We start from the raw sequence: 17,197 nt of genomic DNA, 5'->3' as shown, positions 1-17,197 counted from the left end.
ATCACGCCCCCTCGACAGTGAAGCCTTGCAGCCTCAGAGAGGCTTTAATATCAGTCAGTGCTACCGCAATCACGGTGCGCTTAAACTGCTTGAGCATTGCCCCCACAGCCATCACGCTACCGAATTCAATGTAATCACCGGGATTACCATGCTGATAGCGGCCGCCAAGGTGTTCGATCCACTGCCATGTAGACCATTCATGCCGGTTTGTTGTTACGTCTGGCAGCTTGATGGGCTGCTGTAACCGCTGCTCCGCCGCTTGAAGTTGAGCGTGATATTTTTCAGCTTCTGCAAATCCTGTAATCGCCCACGCGTGCCAATTTACCGGCCAGAGAGGGCCGCACCCATTTGGACAAGGTTCAGTCTCGCTATCGCCTGGGCCTACTGTTCCAGAGTTGAAATAAAGGTTGGTTTTCATCAGCTCGTAATTGCACTTGGCACAGCGCAAAACGCCAGGAACTATGGCCGCGGCTTCCAGATCTTTCACTCGCTGCGCCAGAACATCGACACTGGCCTTAAGGCTCTCTTCTCGACGCACTGCAGCAGCTAATTTAGCCCGCAGACCGTCGGCACATTCGTGCTTGCCGCTCTGGCCGCGCTGGAACGAAAAGCCACAATCACAAGTAATGGTGTCTCCTTCACTTTTCATGCCCATCAGTAACCTCCCCGCCGAGTTGCCAGCCTGATCTGCTGATACATTTCACCAGCTGCTACACGTTCCTCACCCAGATCGCAGGCGCAGAAATAAGCGTGAGCTACCTTTGTGCATTCCCGGTGCAGGCGGAGTAACTCGATTTTCAGCGCCTCAACGTGGCATCTGCTGATAAGGTCTGCCAGGGCAGTTGGCTCCCCCTCAACGGGGCGAAGCCAGTAACATACCGGGCCATCTTCGGTATCGTGGATAGAGCCGATAAACCAGCCTTCACCTGCTGGTGGAGTAGGGATCCACTTGCTGATATCGCCGTCGCCAGCTTCCAGGGCTTCCAACTGTTCATCAGTGACATCGTTTTCCATCCATTGAAGAAGGCCGGTAACGCGATTAGCATCTAGCCACGCTGCAAACTCGCCGGGATAGCTGTACTCTCTACCGTCTGCCGGTTCGAAGTAATCAGGGTGGGTCCAGAAGCCGCACTCATCGCGCTGCGGCTCCATTGCTGTGATTAATTTGCGCATGCTTTATCCCCTTTAACGAATATGATCCAGTGCGTTTTGTCTGCCTTGCCGGTACGCTGCCAGATGATTGGTTTCTCGTCGGTCAACGCGATGATCTGGCTGACAGGTATCTGGGTTTCGTTCCATTTGAAAATCAGCGTGCCGTGTGGCCGCAATACCCTGAAAGCCTCGGTGAAGCCAGCGCGCAGATCCGCCCGCCAAGTTCCCCGGTTTAACTTCCCGTACTTCTTCCCCAGCCAACTATTCGGGCCTGCTCGCTCAAGATGTGGCGGATCGAACACGACTACAGAGAAGGTGGAATCAGCAAATGGCAGCATGCGGAAATCAGCTATCACATCTGGGCTGATCACCAGGCTGCGGCCATCGCAAAGCGTATGCTGCTCGGCGCGGATATCACTGAACACTGCGCGGTCGTCGGCCTTGTCGAACCAGAACATGCGAGAGCCACAGCACATGTCGAGAATCGTTGCCTGTTCACTCTTCATGATGGGCCTCGCTGTAACGTGGTGCGCCTCTGTACTCAGGGCGTGGCGGGTGCTTTGGTTTTTCGATTACATGCGCCAGTAATACTTTCCATGTCGCTCTGTTATTGCGTAGCCAGCGCCCGCCGTCGTCGTCAAAAAAGCCTGGTTTAACAGGGAAGGAAAGAGGCTCTGCAACATCACAAGGAACAGCCACGTTATCGCAGCCGCAGTTGTAATAGCCGAGCTTTTGTCTAATCTGGCTCTCTGTGTAACGGCCTGCCGTTTCTATACGCCCACGGTAACCCGAGTTATTAGCGGCCCACAGAGTGATGTAGGGGCTATCTCGTTGCGTATGCCCAACGCTGATAACGAAATACTCGCGCTCTTTCATTCGCTTTCTCCCTGATCCTGCCCGGCGGCCGGAATTACGCCGTCAACCGGCAGGCATTCATACTGGGGTGGCAACTGCTGCTGGTGGATATCCGCCAGGCAGTTGGAGCGGTCCGGGTACACCCAGCCCTGGGGGACATAATCGCAAGGCTGGTAGGTGTAGCAGACGAGGAGGAATAGACCGAACATCAGGATCCCCTTACGCCGGAAAGCTGCAGGAACCGCTGCATAAACATGGTGCGGGCCTGTAGCGGATTAACAGGGCATACCAGGATCACGTCCGAAGGTGCGATGCCTGCAAGCATCGGCCACGGCTCGGCGTCATCGATATCAAGATCCCGGCGCTCGGTCGCCAGCAGGACCAGATCGGCATGCTTGACTGCTGGACTCTGGATCGGCGGCAGCCCGAACTTATGGCGGATAACGAAATCAATACTGTTTTCAATCCCGCGGTAATCCGGAATAAGCTTTTTCAGGGGCGATGGAATATCCTTACAATAGGCCTCATGGGCATCATGCAATAAAGCTTCGAGTGCGAAATCAGATGGCACGATCTGGCTGACTAAAACGCAATGCTGGGCCACGCTGTAGAATTCAGGCAGGTGTCCGGCAAAGCGGCACTCATGAGATAACGCCTGTGCAATATCTTCAATGCAAATACTTTCAACTGTTGGATTAGCATAATTAAAATGCTTTCCGGTGAATGTTTGAATCCATGACATATATATTTCCCCACACGGTTTAGGCAATACTTCACCAAATACCCCATTACTGGGGTATTTGAGGCTGCACTACTCAATTAAAAATCAGGCTTTAAAGTTACCAATAAAGGTATCAACAGGATCTCCGTCGAATTTACCGATAAGTAGATTGCGGAACTCATTGGCAATGGCTTCTTCCTGCGCTTCAAGTTGAACAATGCGGAGGGTGAAGCACGGCTCATCGCTTTTCAGAAGGCTATTACGAAGGCTGAATGGCCGCTCACTCAGACCTTCATAGGGTACGCATTTAAATTCAAACGCAACCGGCATAACCTCTTTGCTGGTAGCTTCAACACTTTGCATCAGTGATTTTTTACCGCTGAAATCACCATCTTCATGATCCGCTTCCTGCATCTGTTTAATGCTGACCCGACGTACTGCACTAGCGGCCTGCGCCATCGTCAATACCTGGCCGTCAGCATCGAACGCCATAAGGAAATCGCTCCAGTCTTCCAGCCACTCTGCAATCTGCTTCTGGTTAAGGCGCTTGCCATCGATCGCCAGCAGCGCGCGGAATGGTGCGGTTTTCTTGAGTTGGATCTCAGCAGCGTTATCGGCGTGCCCTGGCGCTTCAAGGGTGCCGATGTTGAACACGGAGCGTGCACTCATGTTATCTGCATCGATAAAGCAGCGGGCAGGCACGTCAGCATTGGCGTAGCCAACCGAGTAACGCACGAAGTCGTCAATGCTGGTTGTTTCCATGCTGCCACGGAAGCGGAAGCGTTTTTCATTGAAGCGCTCAAGACTGGCCACATCAATATCTTTAGGTAGAACAGAAACAGGGCAATCGGTGCGTTTTACAGCATCAAGAAATGATGCCCCCAACGTTAATGATTGAATCTGGGCGATTGCGGATCCGTCTAATTGAGACATAATAATTAATCCTTATTAATATTGGATTGATAAATGCGCGTTATTACTGCGCGACTTTTAATTTTCCGTCAGGGTGACCACCGACCGTAAATAATTGGCCTTGGTCTTCCTGTAGAATAGTCAGCTTGCCACCCTTGCCTACATACATAGGTGTTTCAGTAGTATCTTCTTCTGAAACTTTCCCGCGAGGGGTAGGGGTGACGAATTTCAGTTTATGCTTAATGCTAACGCGTTTTTCCTCAACTGAATTACTGAGGCGGTCAAGATCAAATTCAAGAACTACTTTCCCCTTCCCGCCATTATTGAGAACGCCCAGCGCAGTAGCGTTTAAAGCCGCTGAGATTTTGTTTTGAAATACACCGGCATCCAGTTCACCCAGAAAATCCGGCACGTTAGTCTTACGGTCATCACTCATTGAATAGCCCTCTACGGAGCGGCCGGGGCCGCATGTTTCTCCACACACCAGGTGGCGCACCGTTCCGGTTTTTTCTTAGACTATCCAGGTTTAAGGGTCCGGACAGTACGCCACCTGATGTGTAAAAAGGGCGGCCAGGCCCATGAACATTGTCGTCACCTCTATTAAGTAGAAGTTAGGCGAGGCCGCCAAAGCTACACAGCACAACGAAAAGAGCACTGCCTTTGTCCACCTTGCGCCGCGTTGCCCGTAACGTCGGCTCTGCGACCTCACTACCACGCCGCCAGCGGGAGTTACACAGGTGCTTGCCACATATCCGGTGCAGAGCTCTTATCGTTGTGTGCTGGTCTTTCCCAGCTGTCAGCCGTCTACTTCCGAGCTGTCACTGCCACAGTAACGCCGGACATCCGCGCCGGAAGTTTTACGCCGTTGGCGGGCGGCCGGTGTGACCGGCGTACATGCTCCGGTAGGGTGGGGCCCTACGGTTCGCATTGGGTTGTGGTGGTAGGCAGACAACGCCCCGAAGACCACCAACCAATTCCACAACGGTCTGCTCACTCACCTGAGCTGGTCCCCACCATTCGCCCCCGTATTGAGGAGTCGGATATGAGTGAGCAGACCGTTATGGGCCTGGGCACTTCTCCACCTCAGGCGGCGGTGGTATCTTGGTGGTGCTTAATCAACCAAGAAGGAAAGATAATGTCTAAGAAAGACGATATTCCAGTATTCCCTGTTGCAGGTTGGCAGGCCGGGCCTTTACCTGGCTACGATATGCTTGTTCTTAAGTTTCAGTTTCTTTCAACTCCAATGCAGAAACTTGATGAAGCCCAAGAAAGCCAATTCTTTGCCATGCCACCCGATATGGTCAGGGAACTAATTTCAGATCTAACAAGGCATGTTGAGGCGCTTGAAAAGTCCGGCGTTCAATCTCCAGCAGGTAATAAGCATTAATGCTGTAGACTTTCGAAATCTCCGCCAGGCTAAAGCGTCGAATCTCAATGGCGCTTTTTTGCATTTTATTACCCATCCCTAAACCCCTCACTGAGTTCCACCACTATCGCGAATCATCCCGACCTTCTACGCCTCGGGCGGCTACTTCGTGGGCGTCCTGCCTGTTCGCTGTTGATGTATTTAATGTAGGATAACTTACCATTAAAGGTCAAGTTAAAAAGTTGGAAAACTTACATTGAAGGGTAAAAAAATAGCCCCGGAGTCAGGGCTATGGAGATGATTTTTTATAAGTCCATGATTACCTGTCGAACTATGCCGACAATCCGGCAGTTTCCATTCACCTCAAGCATCCGATAGTTTGGGTTGAGTGGTACAAGATATTTAAATGGACCGTCAATAGTGAACTTTTTGATCGTTGCTTCCGTGCTTCCCTCGATCTGTGCGACTACGATTTTGCCATTAGCTTGAAAAGCATTATCGAAATCCGGATCTACAACTACAAGAGAGCCATCTGGAATACTTGGGGATCCATTCGGATTCGTCATTGAGTCACCACGGACACGTAGGGCGAATGCCTCATTGGATACAGCAGCCGTAGTGTGAATCCACTCATCAACATCGGAAAGCGTAATGGACGCATCTGGCTCTGTCCATTCTCCAGCCTGAACCCATGATATGAGGGGGATGCGTTTTACTCCAAAATGAGCTGTGGCTGAGTGCGGCGGTGTTTCATTGTTTATATCCCCGCTACCGTCGAGTATCCATGTGGTGCTGCAACCCAGAGCAGCAGCAAGTGCCTGTAGGTTTTCGCCCCCAGGTTTATAGTCGCCAGATTCCCACCCGGTGACAGTTACGCGATTAACCCCCACCAACTTGGCTAGAACGCCTTGTGTCAGCTTAAGTTCTTTGCGTCTTGCGCGGATTCTATCGTTCATTTCCATGTAGGCAATCCTACCACTTGTCTGTGTAGGATTCCTTGACTCCTTAATGTAAGATATCCTACTATTGAGATGTTATTTATCCTTACTAAAGAGAGTGCCATGAAAAAAGATGATGTTATTTCCTACTTTGGCGGCGTGGGCAAGGTGGCTCGGGCTCTAGGGCTTTCGCATGCTTCAGTTTCAGGGTGGGGCGATGTCATCCCAAAAGGGAGGGCATTTGAAATACAGGTAATTACCAATGGTCAGCTATGCGTCGATCTCTCTATTTACGCAAAGTCTACCGATCCATCTGACCCAGCATAACTACCAAAAGGAAAACAACATGGTAGAGCAAAACTTGAAAGACGTAGTGAAGGGCATGTGCAAGGCAGTAGCTGGTGGCCGTTCGGCTATGGCCGGTGCGTTGGGCATGACGGACACCACCTTCACCAACAATCTGTATGAGAAGAACGGTTGCCGCTTCTTCGAGGTCGGTGAGCTGGAAGCCATGGAGGATATTTCGGGCACTAACCTGCTTACGGAATATTTTGCCCGTCGCCGTGGGTTGCTGGTGGTCGAGATCCCAGCGCTTGAAGAGCTTGACCAGGTGGAGCTGTTCAGCAAAAGCCTTCGCACAGCGGCACACCGTGGCCATGTGGATCAGATCATCCAGGAGTCGCTTAGCGACGGGGTTATTGATGAGAAAGAAGCCGATGAAATCATGCGCTATCACCGCAAGCATCTGCAAGCGCGTGACGCCGAGGTTAGAGCGATATTGGCGCTGTTTGGCAAGAAAGCCAAGGGCCAGAAAGGTTGACGCCCAAAGGTTGCAGCCTCTGGGCGTCGGGTGCGAATTAAATCAGTGTGTGGAGAAATAAATCGCATGAGCATTGTAACCAGAAATTCAACAGTACCGCAAATACGCTGCCGGGCAATGCCTGGCGATAATTCTGCGGCGTCGTTCCGGTATGAGGTCAATGTACTTGGCCAGTGGGTCACCAGCAACTACCAGTTTGCGCGCTGGGTGGTAGATAACGGCAAGTGGCTGGCGCGTAAACAGGAGGGCGTATGAATACCTTGATCACTTCGGTAACGCCAACCATGAGCAGCCGTGAAATTGCGGCCTTGGTTGAGTCTCGCCACTCCGATGTTTGTGGATCAATCGACAGGCTGATCAAGCGAGGGGCTATTTCAGGGTATGCGCCAACGCCGTACACCCATCACCAAAACGGCCAGCAGTACAGCGAGTACCTGATAAACAAGCGTGACAGCTATGTGGTGGTTGCCCAGCTTTCCCCTGAGTTCACGGCTCGCCTTGTTGACCGCTGGCAGGAGCTGGAGAGCGCTGCACCAGCAGTTCCCCAATCTTTGCCCGAGGCGCTCCGCTTGGCTGCCGACATGGCCGAGCAGAATGCAGCCCTTGAACAGAAAGTGCAGGCCGACGCGCCAAAAGTGGCTTTCGTGGACAACTACGTGGACGCCAACGGCTCAAAGAGCCTGCGTGTAACGGCCAAGATCCTTGATATGCCTGAGAAGGCGATGATTGAGGCCCTGGTACGTGACAAGGTTCTTTTTCGCCAGTCTGGCAACCTTCTACCTAACTCACTCAAACAGCGTGACGGCTTGTTCACCGTAAAAACGGGTTCCTCTGATTTTGGCCATGCCTACACCCAAACCAGGGTAACACCACGCGGTATCCAGTGGATCGCCGATCGCTATTCCTCAGAACTGAGGGGCAGCTGATGACGACTTTAGCCATTCAGGCCGAATCATATTACCGAGACAATAACCACGTTGTGGTCTTTGTCCACGATGTTAATCAGGAAAAACAGACCGTTACTTACAGCCCGGTCGGTTACTCGTGGGAGATCACCACCGCGATGATCATCTTCCGTTCACGCTTTTTCAGGTTTGTATTATGAGCACAAAATTAACCGCATACGTGTGGGACGGCTGCGCGGCGGCGGGCATGAAATTATCCATGGTGGCCATCATGGCGCGCCTGGCGGATTTCTCGTCTGACGAGGGCTTATGCTGGCCTTCCACCAAGACCATTGCCCGGCAGATTGGCGCGAGCGAAAGCACGGTAAGCGCAGCACTGGCAAAGCTTGTGGAAGAGGGCTGGATTAGCCGCCAGCAGCGCCGCAAGGGCAACCGCAATACTTCAAGCATGACTCAACTGAACGTAGAGAAGCTGCGTGCTGCTGCTAACTTTCACCCTCCAGAATCTGACACCTCAAAATCTGATGCATCAAAATTTGATACCTCAAAATCTGACCCGTCAGAATCCGGCAAGAATGGGACTTTTGACCCTCCAGAATCTGGATACGATCCGTCAGTAAATTCAAAACAAGATCCATCAGTATTAAAACCTGTTGGTCAACTGGCTGCGCCAGCCGACGAACCGCAGGAAGATTCTTTGAAAATCGATTATGAGGCTGTACTGAAAACCTTCCACGAAACGCTGCCAGAACTGCCAAAGGTTCTCAGACTGACCGACGAACGCCGCACGGCGCTGCGCAAGCTTTGGAAAGGCTACGACCTCAACCTCGAGAAGTGGGGCGCTTATCTGCGTTACATCTCGAAAAAATGTCGCTGGATGCTGGAAGACCGCCCAGACACCAGCGTTGGCAGGACGTGGCGTAAGAAGGACTTCGATTATCTGATCAAAGAAAAATGCTATCTCAAGGTCAAGGAAGAACGGGCCAACGACCTGCCGAAAGTAGAGAGACTGGACACCACCGCCCGTGATGATGCTTATCTGCGCATCGTGACCCAGCGCAGGAAGCCGCGCAACGAGGTAGAGACTATTGCCCAGCGCCTAGCAGGTTCCCTGGGCCGTATGACCGACTACGACGCCCGCCGGGCATGGACAGGCATTTGGGCACAAGCCGTGGCTCAGGCCAGTGAGAACGACTTAGGGAGGTTGGCAGGATGAAACAGCAAACACAGAAGATTTTAGGCGTTAACGTTTATCCGCTGATCGCCATGCTGCAACAGGCCCGCCGGTGGTGGAAGATCCGCGAGTTAAAGCGGTTGTGGTGGGAAGACATGCGCATGCGGAAAATCGCCAAACGGCGTAAATGGGTCAACGTGTTGGACTGGATGAACATTGAAGGTAGATATCGCTTAATCAAGCTTTATGCCCGCGCAGGGAAAGAAAGGGGGCATCTGTGATCTATCAACTCAATGTAGGCCGCTGTGAAGAAGTGTTGCGCGGTATGGCTGATAACTCTGTTGACTCTATCGTCACCGATCCACCGTATGGCCTGAAATTCATGGGTAACAAGTGGGATTATCAGGTTCCGACCGTCGAGCAGTGGAAAGAGTGCCTGCGCGTCCTGAAGCCTGGTGGCCATCTGCTGGCCTTCGGTGGATCACGCACCTATCACCGCCTGGTGGTGAACATCGAGGACGCTGGTTTCGAAATCCGTGACCAGCTTATGTGGATCTACGGCAGCGGGTTCCCAAAGTCGAAAAACCTCACCGATGAGCATGCAGGGAAAGGTACGGCGCTGAAACCAGCTCATGAGCCGATCGTCATGGCGCGTAAGCCTCTGGCGGGGACAGTGGAGGGTAACGTTGACCAATACGGTACTGGCGCCCTGAATATCGACCTGTGCCGCGTTCCGACCGAGGAAGCATTAACCGGTGGCGCCGGTGGCCTGCTGTCGCATGTACGGGATGATAAAGCCCCTGATGCTGAAGAGTGGAAAGCCGATCAGCTTGGCCGGTGGCCTGCTAATGTCCTGCACGATGGCAGCGAAGATGTTGTGGAGGCATTCCCTGACGCCAAAGGCCAGCAAGGTGATTTAAAAACCACTGGTAAGGCCCGGCCAACTCGAGTTGTTTATGGCGACATGAACGCGCCGCGTGAGCATACCATGCGCATCGAAACCAGCAAATCGGCTGCACGTTTCTTCTACTGCGCCAAGGTCAGCAAGGCCGAGCGTGATGAGGGCATGGAAAGGTTCGTGCCGTTCTCCGCCAGCGACATGACCGGCGGCCGCAAAGAAGACAGCGCAGGGATCAACAACCCCCGAGCTGGCGCCGGGCGTACCGGTGGAGCCAGAAACAACCACCCAACGGTTAAACCTGTCGATCTCATGCGCTACCTGTGCCGCCTAGTCACCCCTGCTGGTGGTGTAGTGCTGGATCCGTTCATGGGTTCCGGCAGTACCGGCAAAGCAGCGTTGCTCGAGGGGTTTGGTTTTATCGGCATTGAGTTGAATCCCGATCATTTAACCACTGCCGCAGCACGTATTGGCCACTCACTTAAAATGCTCGGTGAGACCGAGGCAGATACCTTTGAGGACTTCCAGCCAGAAGAACAACAACCAGAGCCCCAAATTATTCCAGAAAATATTCCGGACACCACCAACACCGTTTGGCCGCAGGAAGTTAATTTCCTGTTTGACCAGGTAACCACCGCTAGCAGCTTGCCGGAGCACCTGCAGAACAAGCTACGTAGCCACATCAACCGCCTGAAACTGGAAGGGACACCAGCCGAAGAAATCATCCAAACCGCAACTAATTTGACCGCCGCAATGGGAGCAACAGCATGATCCGTGAACTGATAGTAGATAATTTTGCTGGCGGCGGTGGGGCGAGTACCGGCATTGAGATGGCCACTGGGCGGAGCGTTGACATTGCGATCAATCACGACGAAAACGCTATTGCGATGCACGAAACCAACCACCCCGATACGCTTCACTACTGCGAGTCCGTCTTTGATATCGATCCGGTGGCAGCGACCGCCGGTCAGCCAGTTGGCTTGGCGTGGTTTAGCCCAGATTGCCGCCATTTCAGCAAGGCCAAGGGCAGCGCGCCGGTTAAAAAAGAGATCCGCGGCCTTGCCTGGATTATTATCCGCTGGATTTTAAGAGTAAACCCTCGAGTTATCCCGATGGAAAACGTTGAGGAATTTAAGACGTGGGGGCCGCTGGTTACCGACGAAAATGGCAATGATTACCCATGTCCTGACCGTGTAGGGGAAACTTTCGCAGGGTTTGTGGCAATGCTGACCACTGGCATAGCAGCAGATCACCCTGCGCTGGCCGAATGCTGCGACATTTTGGGCATTGAAGAGGGTAGTGACGATCACCACCGGCTGATTGCCGGTCTGGGCTATGTTGTCGATTACCGTGAGCTGCGGGCCTGCGACTATGGCGCTCCAACCATCCGTAAACGCTTCTTCATGCTGATGCGGTGCGACGGGCGGCCAATTGTCTGGCCAGAGCCTACCCACGGGGATCCGAAATCGCTGGAAGTGCAGAGCGGCAAGCTGAAGCCATGGCGCACCGCGGCAGAGTGCATTGACTGGTCTATCCCATGCCCGAGCATCTTCGAGCGTAAGCGCCCACTGGCGGAGAACACCCTGCGCCGCATTGCCAGAGGCATCCAGCGCTTTGTGATCGACAGCCCTGCGCCGTTTATCGTCAAGTGCAACCACACCAGCACCAAAACGGTCTACAACTGTTTCCGGGGCCAGTCACTGGCAGAGCCTTTACAGACGATCACTAAAACCCACGGTTACGCGCTGGTATCGCCACACATCACCAAGTTCCGCACCGGAGCCACCGGCCAGGAATGTGACGAACCGCTTTCCACTATCACAGCAGGCAGCTCCGAGCGCCCAGGGGGCAACGGGCATGCTATGGGAATGGTAGAAGCCAAGTTAACACCGCTCATAGCCCGCATTGGCCAAACCGGTTTCGGCGGGGATCGCATGGCGTATGAAGCAGGTAAACCACTGACCACTGTAACCAGTAAAGCTGAGCATCTTCTCGTTGCGCCAGTCATCACACGCCAGTTCGGCAACAGTGTTGGGCATGCCGTGGATGAGCCAAACGGCACGATCACAGCTGGCGGTGGTGGCAAGAGCCAACTGGTAGCCGCGTTCATGGCCAAACACTTCGGTGGAAACTATACCGGTCCAGGTTCTGATCTGGCCGAACCGTTACACACGGTGACGACAACCGATCACAACTCCCTGGTCACATCCAACCTTATCAAGATGCGCGGTACCAACATCGGGCAGGAAGTTACCGCACCTCTGCAGACGGTAACCGCTGGTGGCAATCACTTCGGTGAGGTTCGTGCCTTCCTGCTGAAATACTACGGCAACGAGAAAGAAGGGGTAAGCCTTGCGGATCCTCTGCACACCGTCACAACCAACGACCGCTTTGGCTTGGTCACGGTGGAGGGCATTGATTACCAGATCGTTGATATCGGCATGCGCATGCTGCAACCGCATGAGCTTTACGCCGCCCAGGGTTTCCCGTCCTGGTACATCATCGATCAGGACTACAAGGGCAAGAAATACGCGAAAGATAAGCAGGTAGCCCGCTGTGGCAATGCGGTACCGCCGCCGTTCGCCGAGGCGCTGGTACGTGCCAATCTGCCTGAAATGTGTGTACCGAGCCGGGAGGTGGCTGCATGAAGATGCTGCTCACTCCTTACCTGCAGCGTGATCTGGGCGTGGTGTTACTGCGCCCAGGTCGGGATCTGCTCCATTACTTCACTGGCCGTGCGCGGCTGCTGATTGCCAGCGAGCCATCAGAGCTTAATCCATTACCATCCGGTCTGGTGCCGGTAGCCAGCCAGCACCTTGCCGCTGATCCGCGCCTTTCCTCTTTCTTCTCGCATGAGCGGGTACTTTCTGCTGCTGGTGGCATTAATGCGCTGGTGGATTGGCTAGACCGGTCGAACGAGTGCCAGTGGCATGCTGACGCTGACGATTATCACGATCGGAACATGAGCACGCTGCGCTACGGTGTCGGCGCAGTTCGCTTGTGCTGGCATCATGAGCACACCATTGCAGATCAGACGCTACCTGCCCTCGACGCGTTGGCGGCCAGGAACGTGGCGGATTTTGTCCTTTACCGCGCCAGAACGCACTTCCGCTTTGACGAAAACCACCAGCTAAGCCTGCCAGAACTATGCTGGTGGGCTGTGATGGAGCAGGTTTCCGACCTGCTGCCGGACTCTGTGGCCAGGTTCTCTCTGCGCCTGCCACCAGCAGAGGTTCCAACCGGTTCCCGGAAAGAGGCTGATATTGTGTGGGAGCGTGCGCCGGTCGAAGTCATCAATGACTACGTGGAGCAGATTAAGCCGGTGCTGGCGGTCGATGTCGATCCCGAGCCACCAGCGGGCTTTATGCTGCGACCGAAGATGAAGCGCTGGGAGTGCGAGAAGTACACCCAGTGGGTTAAATCGCAGGTGTGCTGTTGCGGCTGCGGGCGTCCAGCGGATGACCCGCACCATATAATCGATCAGGGTTTCGGCGGTACCGGCACCAAACCACACGACATATTCGCAATCCCGCTCACCAGAGAGTGCCACAACAAGTTGCATGACGATGTGGCGGCATGGGAGGCCGAACACGGCAGCCAACTTTATCACCTGGCGCGTACCCTCGATCGGGCGTACGGCATCGGGGCAATCGTTACAGCAAATAAGCGCGGGGCAAAGGTATGAGAGACATGTATGAAGTTTTGTCCCGGTGGGGCGCGTGGGCTCGAGATAACAAAGGTGTTGGCTATTCCAGCATAGCTGCTGGGTTTAAAGGGCTTTTGCCGCCGCAATCCAACGGGAAGCAGGCATGCAGCGACAATGACGGTCTAATGATTGATGGCTGCATAGCCAAGTTGTTTAAGTTTGAGCCAGAGGAATATGAGCTGGTTATAAGGCATCACTATTATGGCCAGTCAATACGCTCAATAGCTCGGGGCTGGAAGTGTTCGGATGGTACGGTGCGGAAGAAGATGCAGGCGGCGGAGGGATTCGTAGGCGGCTGCCTGGCCATGTTGGATGTGAAGATGGACATGGATTAAATATTTCTAACGCGTACGCAAAAACTATTGTAACGTGATAAGAGTGGCTACGTAGTAAGTGGCTTATCCAATAAAAAACCTCGCTTCGGCGGGGTTTTGTCATTTATGGGCTACCGATGGGTGGCCTTTTTCACATCTACCGCCCGGCGTTCGCTGAGCGAACAAAGGAGATCATCAATGACGTTACCTGTATCTAGGGCAACGGAAACTGCGGTAGTTGGCGGTGCCACTATCATTGGCCTGCTGTCTGGGCCGGATGCTGCTGATGTGTTTATCGGCGCATTCATCGGCTCAGTGATTTTTGTGATCAGTGCCAAAGACTACCCGCTACTTATCCGTGTGCTGCTATGCCTGGTGTCGTTCGTCGTGGGGTTAATTTCTTGTGACTTCTTCGCCTCACTAATCTCCGCATTTCTGCCGGGCAGTGTAAGCACCAGCAGGATGATCGGGGCAATAGTCAGTTCCGCCGTTTCAGTACGCCTGCTGATGGCGTTGACGCAGCGAGCATCTGATCCCGACGTGTTGAGAAGGGGGCCGCATGACTAGCGTACAAATATTACTGATGATCGTTAACGGCCTGTCATGTGGCTTGATATCTGCGCGCATGATTGGCTACCGCCGCAACGGTGCTAAGTTCAGCCGGTCAGCATCTCTGCTTGCGTACCTCATCATTATTGCTAGTGGCACGGTTGCAATCCGTATCGCGTTCGGTGAGTACCGGATCATTGATCCTGCCGAAACACTTCTCAACGTTACGCTCTGTATTGCGGTATTCCGTGCGCGGGGCAACGTGTCACACCTGTTCTATGGGGAGCGGCCACAGTGAATAATCTCAAGACAAGCCAGCGCGGCACTGCATTTATCAAAGGCTTTGAAAGCCTGGAACTGAAAGCCTATCCCGATCCTAGTACAGGTGGTAAACCCTGGACTATTGGCTGGGGCCACACGAAAGGCGTTAAGCCTGGTGACCGTATCACTGAGCGGCAGGCTGAGGCGTTCTTGACCGAGGACTTAGCCGTGTTTGAATTGACGGTTAATTCCGCCGTTAAGGTTTCGATAACTCAGAACCAGTTTGACGCGCTGGTATCGCTAGCATTCAACATTGGCGGCCCTAACTTTGCAGGTTCTACGCTGGTTAAAAAGTTGAATGCTGGTGATCCAAGAGGCGCGGCTGATCAGTTCCCGCGTTGGAAGTTTGCCAATGGTAAAGAGATGCGCGGCCTGGTGAGGCGCCGAGCGGCAGAGAGGGAGTTATTCCTATTATGATAAAGGTTCCCGTACAGAAAACCAAGGCGGTCGAGATAAAGATCGAGATTGCACAGGAGGCGTACAAAGAATACGCGGCGCAGTTCGGCAAAGGTCAGAGCTTAGAAAGACTTTGCGAACGTGGTGGATTTAGCTGGTATGAGCTTGCTTCGTTGCTCTATGACCGCATTAAGCGCCTGGAAGGAGTGCCGAAGGTATGACGCAACTCAAACGCTACAGCCTGATCGGTGCGCTGGTGGTGGCTATTTTGCTTGGCTGGTATAGCTCCGTGCTGGTCGACCGGCTTGATAAGGCCGATAAAGCAAACGAAAAGCTGGTGGAGGCAGTAGGCGATCGGGACGACACAATCAAAGCGCTCAATGATGCGTCTGGTGCTGACCGGCGCGCCACTGAGGAACAACTGAAAATCGAGCAGCAGAAGAGGGCCAAGGCCGATGCTGAAAACAGAACGTTACGCAAGGCGCTGGAGCATAGCGACTGTAGCAATCAGCACTTGCCTGATTCTGCTATCGACATCCTGCGCCGAAACGGTTAAGCCCGCACCGGCCCCGCAACTGATTTACGTGTACCCGCCAGCGGTATTGCTTCAGCAGTGCGAACAAACGCCATTTACCGGGGAAACCTTCGGTGATGCCGTGATAGCTCTGCAGGTTGCCCAGAACGAGCTGGACGTGTGCGCGTCTCGGATAGACGGGCTGATCAAATGGGAAAGGGATAGCAAACAATAGCGGGCCGCAGGCCCGCATAGAACAAAATATCAATTAGCTCTAGTTCTGAAGATTCGCCCCAAGGATAGGGTTGCAGCAATCTTAACATCTTTATCTAATCCTTGAGATAACAACAATAACTCCTGGATTATAACCGGTGCGGGGTGTGCTCCCTCACCTAATGCTTGAATTGCAGCTAACTTAATATCTTTGTCTAATCCTTTAGTTAGGGTGATTAAGTGATTAAATACTGCTGGTGACATATATCCTCCTTTTGATTGAGTATCTAATATCAACAATTAAGGGTTATAACTCAATTGTGTAATAAGAGTGTTGGGATCTGCATCGCTATCGCATCCTAAAAAAAGCGCAATAACAATCCACGAGCCTCGGCATAGTCCGGGGCTATTCTATTTGGAGAGTCACAGTGAAACAACTACAGCTTAAAGACGTTATGCAGCGCTTTACCATCACCGCCCATGAGAACGGTTATGAGGTAAGCAACCCTGCCGGTACCGCTCAATATGATGCATGTGGCGCACGTACCACCGTGAATGGTATCCCTGAATACTTCCCTAGCAGCATTTCCGTGAAGGATGGAACTAAGCCTGAAGCGGCGAGAACTGATGGTGAGTTGGCATCCGGTGGCTTTCCTGATGCTACCAAGGTGCAGGCAAAGCAATTCAAGGTATACAAGGCAGAGATGAACATCAGCGTTAACGTTGATAAAGGCAATCTCGATAAGCTTGAGGCGCAACTGAAGCGCATTGCCGAACTGAGGCAGCCATTCGAAATCAAAAAATGCGGCCAGGTATTTATTAATGACGCAGTGATTGGCGGCAACATTACTACTCAAGTGGCGATTGAGGGGCAGATAGCATTTCAAAACTGGGCTGAGGCTCACGCACAACAGGTGCATGAACTGGTCAAGAAATCTATCGCCAAGGAGCTGCAGCATGGTGGAACTCTTCATCAAGCCATGAAGCGCTAAGGCTATGGCTAGCCCCAAGCCATACGGCAGCAAGTGGCAAGCCGCCCGCCTGGAATTCTTGCGGGCTAATCCACTGTGTGTGATGTGCCAGCAGATGGGCCGCATTGAACCAGCCACGGTAGTGGATCACATCGTTCCCCATCGGATGAAGGAGGCCAAGACACCAGAAGAGATGAAGGCAGCACAGCGACTGTTCTGGGGCCGCAAGAATTGGCAGGGGCTATGCACCCCACATCATAACTCTACCAAGCAACGCATGGAGAAGACAGGCAAGGTGGCGGGCTGTTCAGCTGATGGTCTGCCACTTGATCCCAACTCTCATTGGTTCAAATGATAATGAAAGTCATTTGCATGGATATGATTTCAATTTGAAACTATATCATTTCAAATGATAATTATTATCAGGTGGGGTGGGTGAAAAGTTCCCGTTTTTCCCCTGCAAAGACCGCCG

The 17,197-nt window shown here is 53.0% G+C and carries 30 protein-coding genes; 19 read left to right on the top strand and 11 right to left on the bottom strand.

Annotated features, from left to right (window positions below; genetic code table 11):
- Position 1: 1 nt before the first annotated feature.
- The 9 genes from A6U95_RS04420 to A6U95_RS30560 all read right to left on the bottom strand — a co-directional run bounded on the left by A6U95_RS04420 (position 2) and on the right by A6U95_RS30560 (position 4,634).
- On the bottom strand, positions 2 to 655 hold the full coding sequence (locus tag A6U95_RS04420; RefSeq protein WP_065683625.1) for a hypothetical protein: 654 nt from the start codon (positions 653 to 655) through the stop codon (positions 2 to 4).
- Positions 655 to 1,173 (bottom strand): hypothetical protein, encoded by a 519-nt coding sequence (locus A6U95_RS04415; protein WP_065683624.1) that lies wholly within the window; start codon positions 1,171 to 1,173, stop codon positions 655 to 657. The genes A6U95_RS04420 and A6U95_RS04415 overlap by 1 nt, the downstream gene beginning before the upstream one ends.
- Entirely contained in the window at positions 1,161 to 1,658 is a 498-nt protein-coding gene (locus A6U95_RS04410; RefSeq protein ID WP_065683623.1) for a class I SAM-dependent methyltransferase, read from the bottom strand. The genes A6U95_RS04415 and A6U95_RS04410 overlap by 13 nt, the downstream gene beginning before the upstream one ends.
- Entirely contained in the window at positions 1,648 to 2,028 is a 381-nt protein-coding gene (locus tag A6U95_RS04405) for a hypothetical protein (protein WP_065683622.1), read from the bottom strand. Before A6U95_RS04405 ends, A6U95_RS04410 begins: the two co-directional genes overlap by 11 nt.
- Positions 2,025 to 2,216 carry a DUF1482 family protein gene (locus tag A6U95_RS04400; protein WP_065683621.1) on the bottom strand — a complete coding sequence of 64 codons (192 nt, stop codon included), beginning with the start codon at positions 2,214 to 2,216 and terminating at the stop codon, positions 2,025 to 2,027. The genes A6U95_RS04405 and A6U95_RS04400 overlap by 4 nt, the downstream gene beginning before the upstream one ends.
- Entirely contained in the window at positions 2,216 to 2,749 is a 534-nt protein-coding gene (locus A6U95_RS04395; protein WP_065683620.1) for a hypothetical protein, read from the bottom strand. Before A6U95_RS04395 ends, A6U95_RS04400 begins: the two co-directional genes overlap by 1 nt.
- A gap of 84 nt (positions 2,750 to 2,833) precedes the next feature.
- Positions 2,834 to 3,661 carry a DUF2303 family protein gene (locus A6U95_RS04390; protein WP_065683619.1) on the bottom strand — a complete coding sequence of 276 codons (828 nt, stop codon included), beginning with the start codon at positions 3,659 to 3,661 and terminating at the stop codon, positions 2,834 to 2,836.
- A 43-nt stretch (positions 3,662 to 3,704) separates the two neighbouring features.
- Positions 3,705 to 4,076 carry a hypothetical protein gene (locus A6U95_RS04385; protein WP_065683618.1) on the bottom strand — a complete coding sequence of 124 codons (372 nt, stop codon included), beginning with the start codon at positions 4,074 to 4,076 and terminating at the stop codon, positions 3,705 to 3,707.
- 360 nt (positions 4,077 to 4,436) lie between these two features.
- On the bottom strand, positions 4,437 to 4,634 hold the full coding sequence (locus tag A6U95_RS30560; RefSeq protein ID WP_139102321.1) for a hypothetical protein: 198 nt from the start codon (positions 4,632 to 4,634) through the stop codon (positions 4,437 to 4,439).
- Positions 4,635 to 4,682: 48 nt separating this feature from the next.
- Between A6U95_RS30560 and A6U95_RS04380 the strand changes: the two genes are divergently transcribed.
- The gene (locus A6U95_RS04380) at positions 4,683 to 5,027 is read left to right on the top strand and encodes a bssS family protein (protein WP_241810619.1); all 345 of its coding nucleotides are present in this window, start codon (positions 4,683 to 4,685) and stop codon (positions 5,025 to 5,027) included.
- 284 nt (positions 5,028 to 5,311) lie between these two features.
- Here A6U95_RS04380 and A6U95_RS04375 read toward each other — a convergent pair whose 3' ends face one another.
- Positions 5,312 to 5,968: a S24 family peptidase gene (locus tag A6U95_RS04375; RefSeq protein WP_065683617.1), complete on the bottom strand. Its 657-nt coding sequence runs from the start codon at positions 5,966 to 5,968 to the stop codon at positions 5,312 to 5,314.
- A 99-nt stretch (positions 5,969 to 6,067) separates the two neighbouring features.
- Between A6U95_RS04375 and A6U95_RS29590 the strand changes: the two genes are divergently transcribed.
- From A6U95_RS29590 to A6U95_RS04300, 16 genes are all read left to right on the top strand, one after another.
- The gene (locus A6U95_RS29590) at positions 6,068 to 6,271 is read left to right on the top strand and encodes a Cro/CI family transcriptional regulator (RefSeq protein WP_074423320.1); all 204 of its coding nucleotides are present in this window, start codon (positions 6,068 to 6,070) and stop codon (positions 6,269 to 6,271) included.
- Positions 6,272 to 6,290: 19 nt separating this feature from the next.
- The gene (locus tag A6U95_RS04370; RefSeq protein ID WP_065683692.1) at positions 6,291 to 6,764 is read left to right on the top strand and encodes a YmfL family putative regulatory protein; all 474 of its coding nucleotides are present in this window, start codon (positions 6,291 to 6,293) and stop codon (positions 6,762 to 6,764) included.
- 66 nt (positions 6,765 to 6,830) lie between these two features.
- Complete coding sequence (locus tag A6U95_RS04365; RefSeq protein ID WP_065683616.1) at positions 6,831 to 7,019, top strand: hypothetical protein; 189 nt, start codon at positions 6,831 to 6,833, stop codon at positions 7,017 to 7,019.
- Entirely contained in the window at positions 7,016 to 7,690 is a 675-nt protein-coding gene (locus tag A6U95_RS04360) for a phage antirepressor KilAC domain-containing protein (RefSeq protein ID WP_065683615.1), read from the top strand. The genes A6U95_RS04365 and A6U95_RS04360 overlap by 4 nt, the downstream gene beginning before the upstream one ends.
- A complete protein-coding gene (locus A6U95_RS04355; RefSeq protein ID WP_065683614.1) occupies positions 7,690 to 7,869 on the top strand; it encodes a DUF4222 domain-containing protein in 180 nt (59 codons plus the stop codon). The genes A6U95_RS04360 and A6U95_RS04355 overlap by 1 nt, the downstream gene beginning before the upstream one ends.
- Positions 7,866 to 8,885 (top strand): helix-turn-helix domain-containing protein, encoded by a 1,020-nt coding sequence (locus tag A6U95_RS04350; protein WP_065683613.1) that lies wholly within the window; start codon positions 7,866 to 7,868, stop codon positions 8,883 to 8,885. Before A6U95_RS04355 ends, A6U95_RS04350 begins: the two co-directional genes overlap by 4 nt.
- Complete coding sequence (locus A6U95_RS04345) at positions 8,882 to 9,124, top strand: hypothetical protein (protein ID WP_065683612.1); 243 nt, start codon at positions 8,882 to 8,884, stop codon at positions 9,122 to 9,124. The genes A6U95_RS04350 and A6U95_RS04345 overlap by 4 nt, the downstream gene beginning before the upstream one ends.
- Positions 9,121 to 10,512, top strand: coding sequence for a site-specific DNA-methyltransferase (locus A6U95_RS04340; protein WP_065683611.1), 1,392 nt, complete (start codon positions 9,121 to 9,123; stop codon positions 10,510 to 10,512). Before A6U95_RS04345 ends, A6U95_RS04340 begins: the two co-directional genes overlap by 4 nt.
- Positions 10,512 to 12,389, top strand: coding sequence for a DNA cytosine methyltransferase (locus A6U95_RS04335; RefSeq protein ID WP_065683691.1), 1,878 nt, complete (start codon positions 10,512 to 10,514; stop codon positions 12,387 to 12,389). The genes A6U95_RS04340 and A6U95_RS04335 overlap by 1 nt, the downstream gene beginning before the upstream one ends.
- Positions 12,386 to 13,426: a DUF968 domain-containing protein gene (locus tag A6U95_RS04330; RefSeq protein ID WP_065683610.1), complete on the top strand. Its 1,041-nt coding sequence runs from the start codon at positions 12,386 to 12,388 to the stop codon at positions 13,424 to 13,426. Before A6U95_RS04335 ends, A6U95_RS04330 begins: the two co-directional genes overlap by 4 nt.
- On the top strand, positions 13,423 to 13,782 hold the full coding sequence (locus tag A6U95_RS04325; RefSeq protein ID WP_065683609.1) for an antiterminator Q family protein: 360 nt from the start codon (positions 13,423 to 13,425) through the stop codon (positions 13,780 to 13,782). Before A6U95_RS04330 ends, A6U95_RS04325 begins: the two co-directional genes overlap by 4 nt.
- Positions 13,783 to 13,959: 177 nt before the next feature.
- Positions 13,960 to 14,328, top strand: coding sequence for a putative holin (locus A6U95_RS04320; protein WP_021805906.1), 369 nt, complete (start codon positions 13,960 to 13,962; stop codon positions 14,326 to 14,328).
- Positions 14,321 to 14,608 carry a phage holin family protein gene (locus A6U95_RS04315; RefSeq protein WP_065683608.1) on the top strand — a complete coding sequence of 96 codons (288 nt, stop codon included), beginning with the start codon at positions 14,321 to 14,323 and terminating at the stop codon, positions 14,606 to 14,608. Before A6U95_RS04320 ends, A6U95_RS04315 begins: the two co-directional genes overlap by 8 nt.
- Complete coding sequence (locus tag A6U95_RS04310; protein ID WP_065683607.1) at positions 14,605 to 15,048, top strand: lysozyme; 444 nt, start codon at positions 14,605 to 14,607, stop codon at positions 15,046 to 15,048. The genes A6U95_RS04315 and A6U95_RS04310 overlap by 4 nt, the downstream gene beginning before the upstream one ends.
- On the top strand, positions 15,045 to 15,248 hold the full coding sequence (locus A6U95_RS04305) for a hypothetical protein (protein WP_065683606.1): 204 nt from the start codon (positions 15,045 to 15,047) through the stop codon (positions 15,246 to 15,248). Before A6U95_RS04310 ends, A6U95_RS04305 begins: the two co-directional genes overlap by 4 nt.
- Positions 15,245 to 15,583 carry a DUF2570 family protein gene (locus A6U95_RS04300; RefSeq protein WP_065683605.1) on the top strand — a complete coding sequence of 113 codons (339 nt, stop codon included), beginning with the start codon at positions 15,245 to 15,247 and terminating at the stop codon, positions 15,581 to 15,583. The genes A6U95_RS04305 and A6U95_RS04300 overlap by 4 nt, the downstream gene beginning before the upstream one ends.
- Before the next feature lie 222 nt (positions 15,584 to 15,805).
- Here A6U95_RS04300 and A6U95_RS04295 read toward each other — a convergent pair whose 3' ends face one another.
- Positions 15,806 to 16,018: a hypothetical protein gene (locus tag A6U95_RS04295; protein ID WP_065683604.1), complete on the bottom strand. Its 213-nt coding sequence runs from the start codon at positions 16,016 to 16,018 to the stop codon at positions 15,806 to 15,808.
- A gap of 164 nt (positions 16,019 to 16,182) precedes the next feature.
- On the opposite strand from A6U95_RS04295, the gene A6U95_RS04290 reads away from it, so the two are divergent.
- Both A6U95_RS04290 and A6U95_RS04285 read left to right on the top strand, forming a co-directional pair.
- A complete protein-coding gene (locus A6U95_RS04290; protein ID WP_065683603.1) occupies positions 16,183 to 16,746 on the top strand; it encodes a hypothetical protein in 564 nt (187 codons plus the stop codon).
- Positions 16,747 to 16,750: 4 nt separating this feature from the next.
- Complete coding sequence (locus tag A6U95_RS04285) at positions 16,751 to 17,080, top strand: HNH endonuclease signature motif containing protein (RefSeq protein ID WP_065683602.1); 330 nt, start codon at positions 16,751 to 16,753, stop codon at positions 17,078 to 17,080.
- Positions 17,081 to 17,197 lie beyond the last annotated feature (117 nt).

Origin of the sequence: Serratia sp. 14-2641 (genome assembly GCF_001692375.1) — a bacterium.
Classification (GTDB): Bacteria; Pseudomonadota; Gammaproteobacteria; order Enterobacterales; family Enterobacteriaceae; genus Chania; species Chania fonticola_C.
Note: the sequence above shows the minus strand (reverse complement) of the source record. Positions and strands in the feature narration are given on the sequence as shown.